This is a genomic window from Pseudomonas putida (assembly GCF_001976065.1).
In the GTDB taxonomy this organism is placed as follows: domain Bacteria; phylum Pseudomonadota; class Gammaproteobacteria; order Pseudomonadales; family Pseudomonadaceae; genus Aquipseudomonas; species Aquipseudomonas serbica.
On the sequence record NZ_MNAH01000001.1, the window covers coordinates 593,141 to 612,105 of the forward strand.

At 56.1% G+C, this 18,965-nt stretch carries 17 protein-coding genes and 1 pseudogene; 12 read left to right on the forward strand and 6 right to left on the reverse strand.

Features of this window, described 5'->3' with window-relative positions; translation table 11 throughout:
- Position 1: 1 nt before the first annotated feature.
- The gene (locus BKX96_RS02735; RefSeq protein ID WP_077182612.1) at positions 2-649 is read left to right on the forward strand and encodes a TetR/AcrR family transcriptional regulator; all 648 of its coding nucleotides are present in this window, start codon (positions 2-4) and stop codon (positions 647-649) included.
- Between the two features lie 27 nt (positions 650-676).
- Here BKX96_RS02735 and BKX96_RS02740 read toward each other — a convergent pair whose 3' ends face one another.
- Entirely contained in the window at positions 677-1,123 is a 447-nt protein-coding gene (locus BKX96_RS02740; RefSeq protein WP_256721373.1) for a beta/alpha barrel domain-containing protein, read from the reverse strand.
- Between the two features lie 364 nt (positions 1,124-1,487).
- Here BKX96_RS02740 and BKX96_RS02745 point away from each other — a divergent pair, with 364 nt between their 5' ends.
- From BKX96_RS02745 to BKX96_RS02765, 5 genes are all read left to right on the forward strand, one after another.
- Complete coding sequence (locus BKX96_RS02745) at positions 1,488-2,102, forward strand: TetR/AcrR family transcriptional regulator (RefSeq protein ID WP_077182613.1); 615 nt, start codon at positions 1,488-1,490, stop codon at positions 2,100-2,102.
- 87 nt (positions 2,103-2,189) lie between these two features.
- On the forward strand, positions 2,190-3,281 hold the full coding sequence (locus BKX96_RS02750; protein WP_077182614.1) for a VOC family protein: 1,092 nt from the start codon (positions 2,190-2,192) through the stop codon (positions 3,279-3,281).
- A gap of 175 nt (positions 3,282-3,456) precedes the next feature.
- Positions 3,457-4,413, forward strand: coding sequence for a fumarylacetoacetate hydrolase family protein (locus BKX96_RS02755; protein WP_077182615.1), 957 nt, complete (start codon positions 3,457-3,459; stop codon positions 4,411-4,413).
- Between the two features lie 2 nt (positions 4,414-4,415).
- Positions 4,416-6,317: an acyl-CoA synthetase gene (locus BKX96_RS02760; protein ID WP_077182616.1), complete on the forward strand. Its 1,902-nt coding sequence runs from the start codon at positions 4,416-4,418 to the stop codon at positions 6,315-6,317.
- A gap of 150 nt (positions 6,318-6,467) precedes the next feature.
- Positions 6,468-7,787, forward strand: a complete 1,320-nt coding sequence (locus BKX96_RS02765; RefSeq protein ID WP_077182617.1) for an outer membrane protein transport protein — start codon at positions 6,468-6,470, stop codon at positions 7,785-7,787.
- Positions 7,788-8,186: 399 nt separating this feature from the next.
- Here the strand turns inward: BKX96_RS02765 and BKX96_RS02770 are convergent, their stop codons facing one another.
- Positions 8,187-8,807 (reverse strand): tyrosine-type recombinase/integrase, encoded by a 621-nt coding sequence (locus BKX96_RS02770; RefSeq protein WP_077182618.1) that lies wholly within the window; start codon positions 8,805-8,807, stop codon positions 8,187-8,189.
- Positions 8,808-9,033: 226 nt separating this feature from the next.
- A complete protein-coding gene (locus BKX96_RS02775) occupies positions 9,034-9,465 on the reverse strand; it encodes a DUF6130 family protein (RefSeq protein ID WP_077182619.1) in 432 nt (143 codons plus the stop codon).
- 351 nt (positions 9,466-9,816) lie between these two features.
- On the opposite strand from BKX96_RS02775, the gene BKX96_RS02780 reads away from it, so the two are divergent.
- Complete coding sequence (locus tag BKX96_RS02780; protein ID WP_410454513.1) at positions 9,817-11,754, forward strand: potassium transporter Kup; 1,938 nt, start codon at positions 9,817-9,819, stop codon at positions 11,752-11,754.
- A 335-nt stretch (positions 11,755-12,089) separates the two neighbouring features.
- Here the strand turns inward: BKX96_RS02780 and BKX96_RS02785 are convergent, their stop codons facing one another.
- Positions 12,090-12,902, reverse strand: a complete 813-nt coding sequence (locus tag BKX96_RS02785) for a MerR family transcriptional regulator (RefSeq protein WP_046815172.1) — start codon at positions 12,900-12,902, stop codon at positions 12,090-12,092.
- 590 nt (positions 12,903-13,492) lie between these two features.
- Here BKX96_RS02785 and BKX96_RS02790 point away from each other — a divergent pair.
- The 4 genes and pseudogenes from BKX96_RS02790 to BKX96_RS02805 all read left to right on the forward strand — a co-directional run.
- On the forward strand, positions 13,493-14,959 hold the full coding sequence (locus BKX96_RS02790) for a DUF6861 domain-containing protein (RefSeq protein WP_077182621.1): 1,467 nt from the start codon (positions 13,493-13,495) through the stop codon (positions 14,957-14,959).
- An 8-nt stretch (positions 14,960-14,967) separates the two neighbouring features.
- Positions 14,968-15,282: a hypothetical protein gene (locus BKX96_RS02795; RefSeq protein ID WP_046815174.1), complete on the forward strand. Its 315-nt coding sequence runs from the start codon at positions 14,968-14,970 to the stop codon at positions 15,280-15,282.
- Between the two features lie 255 nt (positions 15,283-15,537).
- Positions 15,538-15,753: a hypothetical protein gene (locus BKX96_RS33085; RefSeq protein ID WP_143512386.1), complete on the forward strand. Its 216-nt coding sequence runs from the start codon at positions 15,538-15,540 to the stop codon at positions 15,751-15,753.
- Positions 15,690-15,980: pseudogene (locus BKX96_RS02805) on the forward strand (zinc-binding dehydrogenase); the annotation flags it as partial. The gene BKX96_RS33085 and the pseudogene BKX96_RS02805, both read left to right, overlap by 64 nt.
- Positions 15,981-16,274: 294 nt before the next feature.
- On the opposite strand, the gene BKX96_RS02810 reads toward BKX96_RS02805, so the two are convergent.
- Positions 16,275-17,309 carry an AraC family transcriptional regulator gene (locus BKX96_RS02810; protein WP_077182623.1) on the reverse strand — a complete coding sequence of 345 codons (1,035 nt, stop codon included), beginning with the start codon at positions 17,307-17,309 and terminating at the stop codon, positions 16,275-16,277.
- A 122-nt stretch (positions 17,310-17,431) separates the two neighbouring features.
- On the opposite strand from BKX96_RS02810, the gene BKX96_RS02815 reads away from it, so the two are divergent.
- Positions 17,432-17,833, forward strand: coding sequence for a carboxymuconolactone decarboxylase family protein (locus BKX96_RS02815; RefSeq protein ID WP_077182624.1), 402 nt, complete (start codon positions 17,432-17,434; stop codon positions 17,831-17,833).
- 61 nt (positions 17,834-17,894) lie between these two features.
- Here the strand turns inward: BKX96_RS02815 and BKX96_RS02820 are convergent, their stop codons facing one another.
- Positions 17,895-18,905, reverse strand: a complete 1,011-nt coding sequence (locus BKX96_RS02820; RefSeq protein ID WP_077182625.1) for a YeiH family protein — start codon at positions 18,903-18,905, stop codon at positions 17,895-17,897.
- Positions 18,906-18,965 lie beyond the last annotated feature (60 nt).

Sequence of the window (18,965 nt, forward strand, 5' to 3'; positions counted from 1 at the left end):
CATGCATTCCCCCACATCTCCTTTAGAAGTTGCTGCACCAGAACCTCTCACCCGGGGGCACAAGAAGCGTGAACGCACCCGTCGTTGCCTGATGGACGCGGCATTGCGCCTTGTCGCACGTAAGGAGGCGGGGGAAATCACACTGCTCGAGGTGGCCGCGGAGGCAGAGGTATCCAACGGCACCATCTACAACTATTTCCGAACGCGCGACGAAGTCTTCGAAGCAGTGGGCATTGCCATGGCCGCGGATTTTTCTGATGCCATTTCTGTCCTGAACGCGGACGTGCTCTGCGGAGCACAACGGCTTTCAATTGGCGTACGCATGTTTGTATGTCGGGCTGCGGCTGACCACCAATGGGCGAATGCGCTGCTACGCATCATTCATTTCGACCAGGCCATGCGCTCGCGTCTGGCTGCCCATGTACTTGGCGATCTGCGTGACGGGCTGCGTGCAGGAACTTTGGCTTATGAGGAGGAGGGGGTCGCCCTTGATCTGGTCTTATCGTGCACAACCGGAGCGATGCGCTCAGTTGTCGAGGGACGTGCAGTGGTGGAGCATGATGTGCGGGTCGCCGCAATGATTCTCCAGGCGCTGGGCGTAACGCCTGCCAAAGCCCGGAAAATCGCCGCCAAGCCACTACCCGCGTGACCTGATGTCTTTCTTGATTTGAATCTGTCAGGCGTTATCAATCCATTGCCGATTGCGCTTCGCCTGACGTCGAGATTTCAGCTGACTGCTCATCAGTGCCATAAGCGGTGACATCCCGGGTCGTGTCCGCTTCCCTTGGCTCAGCAGGCCAAGCTGTTTCTTGATCAGCGACGCCACAGCAAGTGACGCCAGCGCCTTGTTCTTCCAGCGCACGACGATGGGCTCCACTTCCGTATTCTGGCCTTCCATCCACTGACTGGGCAGGGTCGGCTCGATGGCCAACGCCGTGGCAAGCCCGACCATCGACACCGAGCCGCTCACCACGCGCTCCGCGACGTCCTTCCTGCGTACGCCACCCGTAAACATCAGCGGCATGTTCGCGATTTTTCCTATCCTCTCCGCGAATTCGAGAAAATAGGCCTCTCGGGCCATAGTGCTGCCGTCGCGCGTCTGCCCCTTCATTGCGTGATCCATTTGAACTTGTCTTGCAGGCGACTAGGGCTCATCCCCAGACCGCAGTACTGATCCGGCTCTTCATTTCACCTGTACACCGTTCCTCGCCATGCCAAAGGCGTGTTCACCAGGCTAAACCCGTATCAAGCAAGCTGGGTCAGGAGTTTTGAGTTTGAATGGTTATTGAACACTCGTGTTCAGCGATGCCACTGAAAACGGTGAATTGGCAAGCCTCTGGGAAACCAGGCGCTTCATTTGCCTACCCAAGCTCATCTGGCCTTTTGTCAGATATAGGAAAGGGAAGGGTATTCTCATCCCAAAAACACGTTGACACAAGTTGAACACGAGTGTTCAATCAATGCTCAGATGAGTCTGGAGATAAATTGTGCAATCCCTAAATCCAACACAGCGCCGCATTCACCAGGCTGCATTTCGCCTGTTCGCAGAAAAGGGCACCTTGCAAGTGAACATTCTCGACCTTGCGCAGGAAGCAGGGGTGGCGCGCGGCACGGTCTACAGCAACATCGAGAGCATGGAGACCCTTTTCGAAGCGGTCGCCAGTCAGCTCGCCAAAGAGATGCATGAACGGGTCAACAAGAGCTTCAACTCCCTCACCGATCCCGCTCAGCGCCTGGCCAATGGCATCCGATTCTTCATCCGTCGGGCTCACGAAGACTCTCACTGGGGGGCATTCATCCATAAGTTCGCCATGAGCAATGCTTCGCTGCGTGAAATGTTCTCCAGCCAGGCGACGACGGACCTTCTGAGTGGACTGTCCACCGGTCGGTACCTGTTTCAGCAAGAGCAATTGCTCTCAGTCCTGACGCTGATATCGAGCAGCGTCCTCGGCTCCATTTTCCTGGTTCTGGAAGGGCACAAAACGTGGCGCGAATCGGGATCCGAGACGGCCGAACTCGTGCTGCGGGCCTTGGGCGTGCCTCTTGAGGAGGCGAAAGCGCTGGCGACCGTAGAGTTGCCGACGCTTCCTCCGATCGACTAAGCGCGCTAACCGTCTCTACGAACAAACCCCTGGCATTTTCAGGGGTTCGGGGATCGCTTTGCCCTGAAAAACTGGAAAACAAGAACAATGAATAGCAAAAATGAAATCCCGCGGTTGGCAACGCAACAGCCTGCCAGGCATCCGCAACCGACGGTGAAGGGCCAAGGTCTGACACACCTGATTTTTCAAAGGCCGGACTTGAATGAGGCGGCGCATTTCCTGACTGACTTCGGCCTGACCGTCAGTCATCAGAAAGCCGATACGGTCTATCTGCGCGGCACAGCGTCGGCTCCCTATTGCTACCGTGTGCACCGTGCAGAAACGGCCGGCTTTATCGGGTTCGGCCTGGCCGTCCGGTCGCTCAAGGATTTGGAAAAGCTGACGAAAATTCCTGGCGCATCCTCGGTCGAGACCTCGATACATCCTGGTGGCGGCCACTGCGTCAGACTCACCGATCCTTCCGGTTTTATCGTCGAAGCAATTTTCGATCAGACGCCGAGTAATCCCCTAGAACACCGGGCACCGCTTCCCTGGAATCTGGCGCAAGAGCAACCGCGAATCAACACCACGCAGCGCCCACCGATAGCACCGCCTGAAGTGATCAAACTGGGGCACATCGTCATTGAAGTGGCCGACTATCAGTCGACCTGTGCCTGGTACACCCAGCATTTCGGTTTCATTCCCAGCGATATACAGGTACTCCCCGATGGCACCCCCATCGTCGCCTTCATGCGCCTGGATCTCGGTGATAGACCGGCAGACCACCATACGCTCGCAATCGCGCAGGGCTTCATGGCGACCTACAGCCACAGCGCCTATGAGGTCGTCGATGCCGACGCGGTGGGAATGGGGCAGCGGGTCCTGCGCGAGCGGGGTTGGGAACATTCGTGGGGAATCGGCCGGCACATCCTGGGTAGTCAGATCTTCGACTACTGGCAAGACCCTTGGGGCGATAAGCACGAGCATTACTGCGACGGGGATATTTTTACCGCCATGCAGCCTACGGGCATCCATCCCGTGAGCCCTGAAGCCATGGCGCAGTGGGGGCAGCGCATGCCCAAGAGTTTTACCAAACCCAAGATGAGCTTCGGCAATGTGCGAGCGCTGATCCGCAACCTGCGACGCAGCCCGGACCTGACCATTCGCAAGTTGATCACGCTGATGCGGATTTTCGGGTAGAGCGGCCGCCATGTCGGGTAACGCTACAGGGTATGGCCGGCGTGACGTGCTCAAAGTCGGCGCCTTGATCGCCGGCGGCTCGTTGATCTACAGCGTCTCCAGTCCACCCACAGAACAACACCACAGTTCTCGCGCCATCGAGCGCGGGACAAACGCTGCTCCAGGAGTACCTTCAATGTCTGCTGTACACGTAGTCCGCTTTGAGTTTGAGAACGGTATCCACTGGGGCGTGCTACGCCAAGACCGTATCACCGTTGTCCCAGGCACCTTTGAGACCACGGGCGACTTTATCCGCCAGAACACTGTTGCGGACCTCGCTCAACTGAATGGTACTCAGTTGGAGGCGCACAAAGTGAAACTGTTGTCGCCGGTGACCCGCAATCAACAGTTCGTTTGCCAAGGGGCCAACTACCGACAGCACATGATCGAGTCGGGCATGGACCCGGATGCAAAGAAATACAACATGATCTTCACCAAGGCGACCAGTTGCCTGGTGGCCGCAGACAGCGTCCTGATCAAGCCGAGCAGCGTCCGTTTCCTTGATTATGAAATCGAACTCGGGCTGGTGATGAAGCGCGTCATCAGCAGCGCAGTGACCGTCACTGACGCCAACCTGCACGAGTTCATCGCCGGCGTGGTCATTGTCAATGACTACTCGGCACGAGACATTCAGATCCCGCAGATGCAGTTCTACAAGGGCAAGAGTTTCCGCACCTTTGGCCCGGTCGGCCCGTACCTTTGCCTGCTGGATGCCCAGGACATGCATTACCTCAAAGCATTGCAGTTGCGCCTGACGGTTAACGGCGAAGTCCGCCAAAGCGACAGCACGGCCAACCTGGTGTATGGCCCGGCTGAAACCCTGACCGAACTCTCCTCCGTGCAAAATCTCGAACCCGGCGACCTGATCGCCACCGGCACCCCGGCGGGATGCGCGCTGACCATCCCTTCGCCCGCCAAACAGCGCATTGCAGCCCTGATGCCGGAAGCCACCAAGTGGAAGCTTTTCCTCAAGGCGCAGGAAGGGCGGACGCAGTATCTCAAGGCAGGAGACGTCGTCGAAGCGCGCATTCGCAGTGCCGATGGGGTGATTGACCTGGGTGTGCAACGCAACCGAGTGGTAGAGGAAGCCTGACAATGATGGTGCGATCTCTGAGCGACATTGAACGTATCGAGCAGGTTCCGTTGTCGGAGCGTGGCTTGGCTTCCAGCACCTATGAAGCACTGGTGCGTACCGCCGGGCTTTCTCCCAATGCGCCTGCACTGAGTTTCTTCGCCGACGCTGCCAGCTTCAGGAACACCCACCATTGGAGCTATACCGAACTCGTCGAAGACATCACTCGCGCGGCCAATGCCTTCCACGACTTGGGCATTACTCCGGGTGAAGTGCTGGCCTTCATCCTGCCCAACCTGCCGGAAACCCACTTCACCATCTGGGGCGGTGAAGCGGCGGGTGTCGTCATGGCGATCAATCCGCTGCAAGAAGCCAAACAGATAGCGGCCTTGCTACGGGCCGCCAAGGCCAGCGTAGTGGTAACGCTCGCCCCGACACCGGGCAGCGACCTATGGCCCAAGTTGGCCTCGCAGCTGGATCAACTTCCCGAGATCAAGCACGTCGTTTGGGTGGGTATGGGCCCCTATGTTGATGAAGTTCAGCGTGAATCCCTCGCATCCCTGGCTGAGAAAGAACATGAGTTGCACCGTGGGGCCACGATTCACGAACTACGTACGTTGATGGATGCTCAGCCCGGCTCGCACCTGAAAAGCGACCGGCAATTTCGTCCTGAGGATCGTTCCTCTTACTTCTGCACCGGCGGTACCACCGGGTTGCCCAAGATTGCGATGCGTAGCCACGGGGCGGAGGTCTTCAACGCATGGGCGATGGCCACGCACATGCAACCCCGTGGGAGTGGCCAGGTCATTTTTTGTGGGTTGCCGCTGTTCCATGTCAATGCTCAGTTGGTGACCGGCCTGATGCCCTGGACCCAGGGTGATCATGTCATCCTCGGCACTCCGCAGGGTTACCGCGGTGAGGGGGTACTCCCACGCTTCTGGGAGATGGTCGAGCACTTCGGCATCAACTTCTTTTCCGGCGTCCCAACCGTTTATTCCGCACTGTTGCAAAACGAACTGGAAGGCCGTGACCTGTCCAGCCTTCGCTATGCCATGTGTGGTGCCGCGCCGATGCCGGTGGAGCTATTCCGGGCGTTTGAAGGCCGGACCGGGGTGAAAATCCTCGAAGGCTATGGACTCACGGAAGGCGCATGCGTCTCCTCGGTCAATCCACCCCATGGCGAGCGTTACATCGGCTCCATCGGTATACGGATTGCCTACCAGGACATGCGTGCAGTCATGCTCGATGACACTGGAGCGTATCTGCGCGACGCCGACACCGACGAAATTGGCCTGATCACCATCACGGGTCCGAACCTGTTCGAGGGCTACGTTGAAGAAAGCCATAACCGCGGTCTGTGGATCGAGATCAATGGTCAGCGTTGGCTGAATACGGGCGATCTGGGGCGCCAGGATGAAAATGGCTACTTCTGGCTGACCGGGCGCAAAAAGGAACTGATCATCCGCGGTGGCCACAATATCGATCCCAAGCAAATCGAGGAGGCTCTGCAAGCCCATCCCGCCGTGGCATTGGCAGCAGCCATCGGCAGCCCGGACGTCTATTCGGGTGAAGTGCCAATCGCGTACGTGCAACTGCGACCAGACCACAACTGCACCGTCGAAGAACTTGGGCAGTTTGCCCAGCGACACATCAGTGAGCGGGCGGCCATTCCCAAGCGGATCGAAATCCTCGAAGCACTGCCGTTGACGGCGGTTGGCAAGATCTTCAAGCCCGCCTTGCAGCAACGCGAGGTCGCCCGAGTCGTTCAGCAGGAAGTGGGGCGCATGTGCCTGAAGGACATTGCCATTGAGGTGATTCAGCATGAGCAACGTGGGTTAGTCGCACGTATCCGGGCCGGGAGAGAACAAGAGTCTCTGGCCCTCCTTCTTGGTCGCTACAGCTTTCAAGTGGAGTGGCTCGAATGATCCTCACCTCATAAGTTCCGAACCTCGGCCCTGGTAGTCGTCAGCCAGGGCCTTTCACAACTTCGATGAGCACCAACCGGCACTTCCCAGTGCACCGGAGGGCGAAGCTTTGCCTGCGCACCAATCAATAACAACAATACGAGGTGGGAAATGAAACTGAGCAACCGTGCAACCCCGTGTCTCTCAACCGTGCGAGAAGTGTCTTCCTGGATCAAATTCGCAAGTGCCGCGGCCATACTCAGCGCCTCCACAGGTGCGGCGGCCAATGGCATTGCCTTGAACGAACAAAGTGCCAGCAGCGCGGGAACGGCTTATGCGGGAAGATCGTCTTCCGCACTGGATGCCAGCACCATCTTTGGCAACCCTGCGGGCTTGACCAAATTGAAGCGCAGTGAAATTTCCGGCGGGGCCGCGGTCGTCTCGGTGAGTGACGACATCAGTGATGCGCAGAGCAGTGCTGCAGGCACGAACAAAGGAGACTCGGTACCGTTGGGGGTGGTGCCTTTCGCCTATATGTCGACCCCGCTAGACGATCGTTTTTCGATTGGCCTGGGCCTGTATGCTCCGAGTGGTCTGATCAATGATTACGAGAGCACTTTCCAAGGCCGCTACCATGGCTCCTATAGTACGACCAAGGAGATCACCCTTCAGCCCACCATTGCCTGGCGGATCAATGATTACGTGTCCATTGGTGGCGGGCCGACCATCAACCGTTTCAATGCGAAGCTTCAGAATTACCTGGCCACCGGCGCCCTGAATAACGGACAGGACACACTGGTCACCATCAAAGGCGATGACACGGCGCTTGGTTACAACATCGGGGTGTTGTTTGACCTGAGTGATGCGACCCGTTGGGGGATTAACTATCACTCGAAGGTGGATTATGAGCTCAAAGGGCATACCGAGGTGTCTGGCTCCCCGAGCGCTATTCCGCTGGACGGAAAGTATGACAACAAGATAGAACTCACAATGCCCGAATCCGTGGACACGTCCATCACCCATCATTTCAACAGTCGCTGGACCGGCTACCTGGGGACCACCTGGAAACGGTGGAGCCGGATCCAGAAGGTCGAGGCAGTCAACAGCGGTCTTTCCCCCGTGGGCCAGGCCGCTGGCATGGGACATGTAATTGAAGAAATGAACTGGCGCGACACCTGGAGCACCGCCGTTGGCGCCTCCTATCAATTGAACCAGCAATGGCTGCTGCGCGCAGGCTACGCCTATGATCCGTCGCCCATCAGGAATGCCGATCGCAGCGTGCGCATCCCGGTGGGGAATCGCCAAGCCGTGACCTTGGGCGGTGCTTATTCGCCGAATTCCGATCTGACGATCGACTTTGCGTATGGTTATCTCTGGGACTCCAAAGTCTCGGTGAAACAGTCGAATGACTCCGGCCTTCAACCTGCATACAGCGCCAGTTACGACAACAGTGCGAATGGAGTTTCGATTCAGGCGACCTATCGGTACTAGTCGATCTGCCGCAAAGCATTTGCACTACGAATGGATTGAGAAGTTTTTCAGCGCCCATGATTGAACCTGTTCTGGGCGCTCTTTACAGCGGGCGGACGCTACGCGTTCCACGGCGTTAGTAGCCATGCCTAATCGAGGTGCTTTACCAAGCGCTTTGCTGTCGGTGCACTCTCCACAAGAGGGGCTCTGCTTTATATCTGCGCCTGTCTGAAGGTCGTCGCTATCCGTGGTGAATTGGAAGACCCCGAAGTCGCAGCTCCGCGAGTTCGGGACGGCGCCACCGAATTATGCCAATCAAAGTCCGGAGGTGTTGTGTTGCTTTGTCGCTTCGATCTACTTAAGTGAACGGCTGCCTTTGGCCGGATAGCGACGGTCTGGCTCAGACCGTCGCAGTATTGGTTAAACCTCCGTCTGCTCTGCCATTTCCAAAGCATCATCGACCTCGATGCCCAAGTACCTGACAGTGCTTTCGAGTTTCGTATGACCAAGCAGGAGTTGGACAGCTCTCAGATTCTTCGTCCTGCGATAGATCAACGATGCCTTGGTTCGCCGTAGCATGTGAGTACCGTACATCGTTGGGTCAAGGCCAATGGCCGTCACCCACGCTTTGACTATTCGAGCGTACTGTCTGGTGGAAAGATGGTCTGAGTCGTGCAATCGGCTCGGAAACAAAAAGTCCTCGCTTCGCAGACGCGCCCGATGCATCCAAGCTTCCAATAGCGTTCGGGTTTGCTCAGTGATTTCAAATTGCACTGGGTGCTGTGTTTTCTGCTGCATCACGATGGCCCGTGACGACACATGCTCCCCATGGGCGATGTCTCGGACTCGCAGGTTGGTTAAGTCACAGGCACGCAGTTTGCTGTCGATGGCCAAGTTGAAAAGAGCCAAATCACGTGTCTTCTCTGCGAGCTGGAGTCTGATCCGGATGGCCCAGATATCTCTGACTCGGAGCGGGGCTTTCTGCCCGACAAGCTTTCCCCTGTTCCAAGGCTGATGGCGGGATCTAGTAGCGGTATTCATGGCGTGTCCTCCATATTGATGGAGGACAAGGGTGGATCATTCAGAACGAGCGGTGGTCGCAGTTCGACCCATAGCTGACGGTGACGAAAGGCAGATATTGGCTGAGTGGTCAGTCAGATATGTTTTCGAAAACAGGGTCGACTCACACCAGCGCAGTCAGCTATGAAGACAGTTATGGTTTTACTGCGTGATCATCGTCAAGGTGGGGAGCGTCCGCTGGTTTCTTCTACGGAACCATAAAACTCACTGTCGTACTGGCGAGGATTTTGTGGGTCGGGTCGGCCACTTCAAGAAGAATCTTGTGAGTTCCAGGCGCTAATCCAACCAGGATAATGGGGTCTTCGCTGGTGTGCGCCCATGTTCCTTTCCAGTCATCGACGGTCACGTGGAGGTGACCGAGACGTGGTGATACATCAGCAGCCGCTTTGCCAAATACTGGCATGATCCTGGCGTGTTCCATTCGATACTGGATAATGACAACACCGCGGGCAAGCGGCTCGGCAAGCGGCGGATATGCAATGAGTTTTGGCGCAGTCTCTGATTCCAGTGGAAGTATTGCCGCTGGGGTATCGGTGTCTGCTACCGCTAGTCCACACACGGCTGTGCAAAAAAAGACACCTAAAGAGATAACCAATAGATTTCTGGGAGCCAGGGACATGGTGTTTTTTCTCTCGCGTGACTTCATTCAAGCCTAGACGAAACCGAGTGTTTCCCAGTGTTTATTTAGAATCGGAATCACCCATGTATTTCATTGATACCGACTGACAGCGCCTGGCCGGTTTCTGCCTGTCGCGCAAGGCAGCAATCGACTCGGTCTGTTAGTCCGGCAATGTCGAACAGACCCAAGCCGCTAGATCTGATCTGATGTTTCGAATATCTGCCGTAAATTTTTTACGCTTTCTTTACGACTGCTGTTTCCGCCCTCAAAGATACTGGCCGAGACTTTCTAGAACGTCCATGCGCCTTGAGGCCTCAGTGGCCTGGGCATATCGTTTTGCCCAAGGATGGCATGCACTTCCTCCCCGTAATTCGAGAGAAGCGACCCTTGAGTGAAACAGCAGTCGGAGTACATGAAATCCCGCAATCCAAAACGTCAGGACTGGGCTTGCTCGTCGCTGCTGTCGGGGTGGTTTACGGCGACATTGGCACCAGCCCCCTCTACACGCTGAAAGAAGTATTTTCTGGCCACTACGGTGTTCAGGCCAACCACGACGGCGTGCTGGGTATTCTGTCGTTGGTCTTCTGGTCACTGATTTGGGTCGTTTCGATCAAATATGTACTGTTCATCCTGCGTGCCAACAACCAGGGTGAAGGCGGCATCATGGCATTGACGGCTTTAGCCCGCCGCGCGGCCGCACCTTACCCGCACATGAGCAAGGTACTGGTACTGCTCGGCCTGTTTGGTGCGGCACTTTTTTACGGGGACAGCATGATCACCCCGGCTATTTCGGTGCTCTCTGCGGTTGAAGGGCTACAGTTGGCGTTTGACGGAATCGAGCACTGGGTTGTGCCCTTGTCAGTGATCGTGCTGGTGGCGCTGTTCCTGATACAGAAGCACGGTACGGCTCGCATCGGCATCCTGTTTGGTCCGGTCATGGTGTTGTGGTTTGTCGTTTTGGGCGCGCTAGGGATCTACGGAATTTTGCAGCGCCCGGAAGTACTGCAAGCGCTCAATCCATACTGGGGGGCGCATTTTTTTATCGCTCATCCGGGAATCGGTGTGGCCATCCTTGGTGCAGTGGTACTCGCGCTGACGGGCGCCGAAGCACTGTATGCAGACATGGGTCACTTCGGTCGCAAACCCATTGCCCGCGCTTGGTTCATTTTGGTATTACCAGGACTTGTACTCAATTATTTTGGCCAAGGTGCCTTGATCCTGGAAAACCCTGAGGCGGTGCGCAATCCATTTTATTTGCTCGCGCCGGGCTGGGCACTGCTGCCGATGGTCGCGCTCTCCACACTGGCGACCATCATCGCTTCTCAAGCCGTGATCTCCGGCGCATTTTCCCTGACACACCAAGCCATCCAGCTTGGGTATGTCCCTCGCATGTTTATCCAGCATACCTCCAGCCAGGAGCAGGGACAGATTTACATCGGTACTGTTAACTGGGCGCTGATGGTTGGTGTTGTGCTGCTGGTACTTGGTTTCGAGTCTTCCAGTGCTTTGGCCGCTGCTTATGGGGTTGCTGTAACGGGCACGATGCTGATCACCACCATCCTGTCCTCGGCCGTCGTCCTGCTGCTATGGAAAACCCCGCGCTGGTTGGCCGTTCCGATGCTGCTCGGTTTTCTGCTGGTAGACAGCCTGTACTTCGCGGCCAATGCTCCGAAGATCTTCCAGGGCGGTGCGTTCCCGGTGATTGCTGGTATTGGCCTGTTCATTTTGATGACCACCTGGAAACGGGGCCGCAAGATCATTGTTGAACGGCTGGACGAAACCGCGCTGCCTCTACCACTGTTCATCGGTAGCATCCGCATGCAGCCTCCTCATCGGGTACAAGGTACAGCGGTATTTCTGACAGCCAGGTCCGATGCCGTTCCGCATGCGCTGCTGCACAACCTGCTGCATAACCAGGTTTTGCATGAGCAAGTGGTATTGCTCACTGTGGTGTCTGAAGATAGCCCTCGTGTGAGTGCTGATCGACGGTTTGAGGTTGAAGCGTACGGCGAAGGGTTCTTCCGGGTCAGTCTGCACTTTGGCTTTATCGAGGAGCCCGATGTCCCCTTGGCGTTGAGTCTCTGTCACTTGGCCGAACTGGACTTCAGCCCGATGCGTACCACCTATTTCCTGAGCCGGGAAACGGTGATCCCGACCAAGCGCATCGGTATGGCCCGTTGGCGAGAAAGCCTTTTCGCCTTTTTGCTCAAGAACGCCAACAGCAACCTTAAGTACTTCAAGTTGCCGTTGAATCGAGTGATAGAACTGGGCACACAGGTTGAGATGTAAGGAGTAAGCAAGGTCGCACTGGCGGTCTTGTTTGTTCCCAGATCAAGCGGTGTGAAGACCACCTTGGTCAGCGTCTGATTCAGCAGTTGATCCCGGCCACCATGAATGTCTGCTCCTGGCCGATTGTTGCCCATCCCAAAGGGCGACAATCGACCCGGAGCGGCCGCTCATGAAATAAGGTTTGCCCCGCGCACACGTGTAAGGACGATGACTTTTCCTGACTCGTCATTTCACTCAGTAATTATGAGGGAGGTGCCATTTGCAAAAGCTGATGCTGTCCAATGTTCGCTGTTTGCTGCGTCAAAGAGGCAGTGGAGCCTGCCTCTATGTGGCCGTCAGTTTTTGAGCGGGATGTACATTTCGGTCACGCTGTCCGGGTGCATGGGGCCTAGGAAACGCTCACCGCTGTATTCGAACTCCACCCCTTCGTCTGGCTCCATGCCGGCAGCAGGCAGCCATTCACTGTAAGCGGCGCGGAAGGTTTCCGGCAACGTAGTGACTGTGCCGTGATGCTCTACCTTTGCGTAATAGCGAGCGGGTATCTGCAATTCCACCATCCCTGGCACCAGTGGTGCATCGGCATTCACCGGCAAACCTGCGACATAACGCCATTGGCCGTCATCCAATGGCTGGCAGACACCGAAGGTTCCGACTGGATCCTGCAAACGATCGATTTCCTTCTCCCGTGGAAAGAAGCGTTCCCACATCTGGCCAATAGTGCCTTCGTCCTGTTGTTGCCAGCTCATCCCCATGATTCGCAGCGATGGATAATAGATTCGCTCAGGTGTTTGCATCGCCGGCATGGAACGTTCTGGCTGAGCCAGGTAGCGAGTGAGTTGGTCGAGCACCTGCTGGTCGCGGGCGATGGCACCTTTGAGCTTGCGGGCATGCGCTTCCAGGGACTCACGGTGGCTTACGACACTGTCCAGCCCGCCACTGTTCGCCAGTATGCGGATATCCTCCAGTGGCATACCGAGTTGCTTTAGCCAGACAATTCGGCCCAGGGTAATGATCTGTTCGGGCTGGTAATAACGATAGCCGTTGTCGCGCCCGGTCAGGGCCGGGGTGAACAAGCCAATGCTGTCATAGTGGCGAAGCGTCTTGGTAGTAAGCCCGTGACAACGTGCCATTTGTCCGATGGTAAGCATGGAAACTCCTGTTTCTACTGGTGAAAACGTAGCTTATTCCTTGCCCTAGGGGAAAGCTCAAGCCCCCCCAATTCTGCCGGTCGTCACTACGGCGTGTCTGGTCAAGGTATGCATCAGGGCGTCACGCCTTGCGTGATTAAACCGGTTGCCACCTATGCGGCAGCAACTGCTCAATTTCACTCGCCCGCTGCGTCGGCAGGTGCGTGAGGACACCCTTTGTTATGTGCATATCGAACAAATCATCTATGCGCATTTTACTTACACCGCTTTATAAGAGCAGCCGACATTACGCTCACCAGCGGATCACGATCATCCGCCCAATTCCCCCCTTTCGAGGAAATTCAAAAGAAACGTGCGCATCAGAACAGCCTTGAACCCCTGCCGCACAGGGTTGCGAGCAATTGAGCATTAAGTAAATACCAACAATGTCTGTTTGACATTAGTGCCCTTTGTAACGGCGATGAAAAAAATAGCCCCCGTTTGAAAATGTTTTCGAGCATTCGCGGTCATAAATGGGCAACCTGCCAGTATCCGGCCGAGCTTTCACCAAGTGTGGCAGCCCCGCCTCCTCTCAAGGACTTCACGAGTAAATGGATCTTTTAACCAACCTGCCCAGCTGGGACGACATCGAACGAAATTTCGACCAGAAATTCAATGCGTTGAATGAGGGCATTGATGACGGCTTCCAAAGCGCCCACGACGGCTGGAACGGCTTTACCCGCCGCGTCAGCAACGGCGCCACTCAAGCCTACGGGTACGTGGGCGGGCATCGGATCGATAACGTCCGCCACGCGATGGCCCTATCTGTCCCCATCATGCAGATGAACATCAGCCGCAAATGGGCGTCGATCAATATCAACGAAATTCTGCCGGTGTTGCTCAAACTGTTGCAGGAAGTTGTGATGATCGTGGGCGGTAGCGTGACGATCGGCGCCGCTCTGGGTGGAGCGGTCGGCTCCCTTGGCTTTGGTGCTGGCGCCGTGCCTGGCGCAGCAATCGGCGCCGGTGTCGGATTGCAGGTCGGTAACTTGATCATGGCAGCGCTGGGGTTGTACGCCATCACCGGTTATTTCTCGGCGGGAATAGGGCCCTGCCTATCAACGATATTTGAAGGTCTTTGTACCGCGTGGCAAGCGGAAGACGGCTTGAAAAATCCAGGCCTCGACCCGGCTGGCGGTTCAGCGGCGATGATCCAGGAACGCAAAGAACGCGCAGCCAGACAGTTGGCCCAAGGGCAAGAGCAATTGGTGTTGCTGCTACTGACGGCAATTGTCACCTATCTCACCCGAGGGCAGATGAAAGCGGGTGTGGTCAACAGCGTGGAAAGTATTGCGACGAGAAGTGCCAAGCTTCGATCAGAGATATCCAATAAGCCGTTCGCTGTATGGCTCACGAAAAACGAAAAACTACTTTTGGAGCATCCGGAGCTACAGATTAGGGGGGTCACTTCAGTTGAGAAGCTGGCGCGGGAAAATCAGATGCGCGAGTTTTACGCGAAGCAAGATACTGAATTCGTTTCAGCCGAAAACAAACGAAAGTCGGTAAAGACATTTGAGCCAAGGGGCTTAAGTAACCAGGAAATCCATAATTATCTCCAGAGTGCGGACGGGCAAAAATACATCGCTAAACTCGCATTGGCAGACCCTAAGGCATCATCTGCAAGTCTCTTAGAGAGAGCTTTTGGCCAAGTGGCATCAGGAAGTACTGTACCCGTTACCACTAGCATAAGAACGCCGCTTGTGAAGATCGTACCTGTGGGTGAAAAAGGCATTTCCGACTACTCACCATTTTTCACTACAATGGAAGAATTGCAGGCGGCAGCTAAGTCCGATAAAACTCTAGCGGATTCACTCGGTTTGCCGGTCATCAGTGAAAATGCCAGATATTCTATTTTTGAAATTAAGCCACTTGAGCCTACTGAAGTTTTCGTTAGCAAGGTCGCGCCAACGGTAGAATTTGGGGGTAGAATCACGAGAACGGGAGAGGCGGTACAATATCTGGTGCCTAATCGGCAAGAGTGGTCTGCAGCAAAACTCATTGGCGAAATTGACAATTAGGAATTAGCATGGACATTCTAGCGTTAAAACAGACCGCAATCGAATTGCGAAAACAACTCGAATTGTATAAAGAAAAAGAACCGGCAGCACTGGCTTTGTACGGGCAAATGGAGCATTTGATATCCGCAGCTGAGCGTGGTGAGATCAATACCCAAGTTGAAGCAAGGGATATACCAGGCCATCGCATCATGGATGAATCAAACCTTCGGAAATATCGGGAGCTTTCGGATGCTTACAGCAATTTTTATGTTGAGCTTATCGAGGGGCGTGGCTCGGACACGCTTAAAATGATAGAAGAAATCATGAAAAAAGTCAGGCCGTAAAATAGCTATCTCTGGGTTAAACTTGCACTGATATTCACCAAAAAACCGGAATTAATCGGCGATATGACAACTGCTCTTACTGTTGAGTGGTCAGCGGTAAAGCTAATGGGTAACCTTCCGGGCACCCGTAAGCGGCTGGCGAACCCACCTCGCCTGATTACGCTGGTTGCCACTTAAGCGGCAGCAACTCGTCAATCTGACTCATCTTCTGCGTCGGCAGCCGCGCCAGTACGAGCCACAGCCGACGCTCTCACGCTGCGACTGCACGCCATTTGTGCGGCCATTGAAGAGGTGACTAAGTGGCTCTCTGAGAATGGAGTGGGGAGTACCGCCGCTAACGCAATTGCGGCCATGGAAACACTGGACACGAATGCTCAAGGCATCACGGACGCCATCATGCGACTAGCGGCATCAATCAATCGGTCGCACCAACCAAGGCATCGGGGCGTATTGCGCAGATCGGCTTTTTGACAGGGCAAACCGTTGAACTCAATCTGATACCACTCATATTCCGCCAGACGACCATTCGCGGTATCGCCGTGGCGCCGCGCTCATCATTTGATCGGATGAACGCGTTCCTCAACGAACACAAGATCCGTCCCGTTATTGATCAGGTATATCCGTTCGAGAAAGCACGAGAAGCTTACGAGCATCTCGCGAGGGGAGCATTTGGAAAGGTTGTGATCAAAATCGCCTAATAACGTTAAGGCGCCATTTGGGGCCTTTTTCGCTTAGCGCAGCAGGTTCAACTCCGGAGTCTGAGCCAATCGAGACTCAGACCCAAACGTCCGCTATTGGCCGATTTCTGCCTGTCACGACCGGCTGAAACCGATCCAAAGCTGACCTTCAGGAAAGCCTTTTTTTGGCCGACTGCTGCCTGTCGCAATTGGCTAGTTTCGAGCAGCGGCCGATTGGTCTTGTGAATTCTGAAGCCATTGCTTTCTGGCGCACGCTAGCTGGTGCTTTATATGGGCTGTTCGTTGCGACAGCCTCTAACTGAATAACCCAAGAGACGACTTTCTTGGGGGGATCGGGGAGGGCTGGGTTCTCCAGGATGATGGACTGCAGTCGAACAGCCGGCTGAACCATCGGGAGAAGGCGCTCAGTTCGGAAAAACCGAGAACGCCGGCAATTTCGCTCAAAGGATGGTGAGGGTTTGCCAGGTAACGTGATGCAAGTTCCTTGCGGACTTGATCCAGCAGCGAGGAAAACGTCTCACCCTCTCGCGTCAGCTGTCGATGCAACGTCCGTCTGTCGCGTCCCAAGTGCGCGGCGACCTGTTCCACCGAGCAGCGCCCAGTCGGCAGCAGCATCCAGATCATTTGATGCACCTGCTCCAGCAATGCTGTTCGGGAATCTTCGCGAATGCTGTTCAGGTACTGTTGTACGTAGCGGGCCATTTCCGGATCGGCACTGGGCAGGGCGCGGTCGAGATCGCTGGTGCGGCAGACGATGCCGTCCATCAAGCAGTTGAACTGTACCGTTGTACCGAACAAACGCTGATGCCGGCTATCGTCCAGCGCGTTGCAGTGACGGAAACAGATCGCGGATGGATGCCAATGGTTGCCGAGCAAAGTCTTGAGCATTCGGTGGGTCACCGCTACCGCCAGCTCTACTGATTGGCGTACAAACAAGTGGTTGACCGACACCAGTTCCAGCCGTAGCACCGCCACACCGCCGCTTTCCTCGATGTCCAGCACCAGCCCCTGATTGTGCAGATGGAGGAATTGCTGGAGCGCCTTCAAGGCTGAGCGCAGGGTTGGTTCGCGCCATAACAACGCCAGGGGGCCGAGGTTGGAGGGTTTGCGACTTTCCGCCATGCGCAGGCCAAAATCTTCCACGCCCGCCTCTCGCGCCGAGCTGTCGAGCAACTGTGCTACGGCTTCGATGGAAATTTTCAGGTCCGGTTGCAGCAAGCAGCGTGGGTCAAGTCCGACAAGACGCAACTGCTGCATGGGATCGACGTTCAACGAGCGGGCAATTTCCGCGTAGTTGGTGAGGCTGGCACTGCGAACAAGACCTTTCATTGAGCGATTACCCATACGTTGCACGTGTCCCGAGATGTCACGCCGCTGCCCCCTGGAGTCAAGCCAGAGGGCACCGGCAGCGTTAGAGTTGAAAGCAACCACTCAACCTTGAGGAACTGCAAATGAATGAAGAACAGACCAACCCTGGCACCCCAACCTGCGATGCCATGCGTGACGCCGGCAGCTGGAATCCCGCCTGGGACCCGCTGGCCGAGCTGGACGCGCAATGGGTGGAAAAGTTTTTCGGCATGGCCACGCACCCGATACGCAAGGGGATTCTGGACCCCAAGACCTTCGAACTGATCGCCATCGCCGTCGATGCTTCCTGCACTCATCTGTATGCGCCCGGTGTGCGTCGGCACATTCGCAAGGCGCTGGAACTGGGCGTCACCGTCGAGGAAATCCTGGCGGTGCTGCAGCTCACCTCGATTCTGGGCATCCACAGCATGGCGCTCGGCGCCCCGATCCTCATTGAGGAAGCCAAAAAACTGGCCGACGAGGGGCCGGTCGCAGGCACCTTTTGAAATCATCACGTCACCTCTTGCTCTGATGCGAAGGCCGGGGCGGCCTTCGCAAACCCGCGCTTTACAGCCCCCAGTGCAGCAATAGAAGAACCAAACCCACGAGAAACACGGTTTCGCCGACCATCAACAGGATCGGTTTGATGCCGATTGAGGCGAGTTCCTTCAGTTGGGTTTTCATCCCCAGGGCACTGATGGAAATCACCAGGCACCAACGCGACAACTCATTGACGAATCCCTGCACCGCCGGTGCTATCCAACCGGTGCTGTTGATACACGCCAGGACCAGGAAGCCGACAGCGAACATGGGCAGCAGCGGAGGGCGCTTTCCCGTTGGGTCCGCACCCTGAGCACGAGTGATCAGCGTTGCGCAAAGAATCACCGGCAGCAGCATCGCCACCCGCATCAGCTTGACCACGGTGGCGGTGTCACCGGTCTCGGTAGACATGCTGTAACCGGCGCCGACGACTTGCGCCACGTCATGGATGGTCGCACCGAGGAACACCCCGGCCACCTGCGGCGACAAGGCAAACCACTCGGCGATCATCGGGTAGAGAATCATCGCTAGCGTGGACAGCGCCGACACGCCGATCACGGTAAACAGCGTGGCGCGTTCCTTCTGCGGGTGATTGGGCAGCGCGGCAGCCAGGGCCAGTGCCGCCGAGGCGCCGCAGATTGCCGTGGCACCGCCGGTGAGCATGCCGAAGAGGCGATTGAAGCCCAAAAGCTTGGCCGCCAGAACAGAAAAGGCAATGGTCACCACCACAACAATCACCACCAAGGCCACAGGCCTCCAGCCCAGGGTCGCAATCTGATCCAGGGTGATGCGCATCCCCAACAGGGCTACACCCAGGCGCAGGACAGTGCGCGCGGTGAACTCGATACCGGCCTTGCACTTGCCTTCGCCGGCGAGAAAATTCAGCGCAATACCGAGCAGCAACGCGAACAACATAACCGGCGCACCATAGTGCTCGGAAAGGAAGGCCGCCGCGGTGGCAACGATCACGCTGACGAAAAATCCCGGTGCCAGTTCGAGGACGCGAGAGTGAATATTGACGAGAGCAATTGAGCTCATGAAGTGAAGTCCTCGCAGGCGGAACCATGGGGATGTGGCATCGGTGTGGCAGTTGATTCA

What these genes read in the sequence shown, in the direction of transcription:
- BKX96_RS02795 (WP_046815174.1), top strand. Translation starts at nt 14,968, where the DNA reads ATGGACATTCTAGCGTTAAAACAGACCGCAATCGAATTGCGAAAACAA.
- BKX96_RS02765 (WP_077182617.1), top strand. Translation starts at nt 6,468, where the DNA reads ATGAAACTGAGCAACCGTGCAACCCCGTGTCTCTCAACCGTGCGAGAA.
- BKX96_RS02770 (WP_077182618.1), bottom strand. Translation starts at nt 8,807, where the DNA reads ATGAATACCGCTACTAGATCCCGCCATCAGCCTTGGAACAGGGGAAAG.
- BKX96_RS02785 (WP_046815172.1), bottom strand. Translation starts at nt 12,902, where the DNA reads ATGCTTACCATCGGACAAATGGCACGTTGTCACGGGCTTACTACCAAG.
- BKX96_RS02740 (WP_256721373.1), bottom strand. Translation starts at nt 1,123, where the DNA reads ATGGATCACGCAATGAAGGGGCAGACGCGCGACGGCAGCACTATGGCC.
- BKX96_RS02820 (WP_077182625.1), bottom strand. Translation starts at nt 18,905, where the DNA reads ATGAGCTCAATTGCTCTCGTCAATATTCACTCTCGCGTCCTCGAACTG.
- BKX96_RS02775 (WP_077182619.1), bottom strand. Translation starts at nt 9,465, where the DNA reads ATGTCCCTGGCTCCCAGAAATCTATTGGTTATCTCTTTAGGTGTCTTT.
- BKX96_RS02750 (WP_077182614.1), top strand. Translation starts at nt 2,190, where the DNA reads ATGAATAGCAAAAATGAAATCCCGCGGTTGGCAACGCAACAGCCTGCC.
- BKX96_RS02780 (WP_410454513.1), top strand. Translation starts at nt 9,817, where the DNA reads ATGCACTTCCTCCCCGTAATTCGAGAGAAGCGACCCTTGAGTGAAACA.
- BKX96_RS02790 (WP_077182621.1), top strand. Translation starts at nt 13,493, where the DNA reads ATGGATCTTTTAACCAACCTGCCCAGCTGGGACGACATCGAACGAAAT.
- BKX96_RS02815 (WP_077182624.1), top strand. Translation starts at nt 17,432, where the DNA reads ATGAATGAAGAACAGACCAACCCTGGCACCCCAACCTGCGATGCCATG.
- BKX96_RS02810 (WP_077182623.1), bottom strand. Translation starts at nt 17,309, where the DNA reads ATGAAAGGTCTTGTTCGCAGTGCCAGCCTCACCAACTACGCGGAAATT.
- BKX96_RS02755 (WP_077182615.1), top strand. Translation starts at nt 3,457, where the DNA reads ATGTCTGCTGTACACGTAGTCCGCTTTGAGTTTGAGAACGGTATCCAC.
- BKX96_RS02735 (WP_077182612.1), top strand. Translation starts at nt 2, where the DNA reads ATGCATTCCCCCACATCTCCTTTAGAAGTTGCTGCACCAGAACCTCTC.
- BKX96_RS02760 (WP_077182616.1), top strand. Translation starts at nt 4,416, where the DNA reads ATGATGGTGCGATCTCTGAGCGACATTGAACGTATCGAGCAGGTTCCG.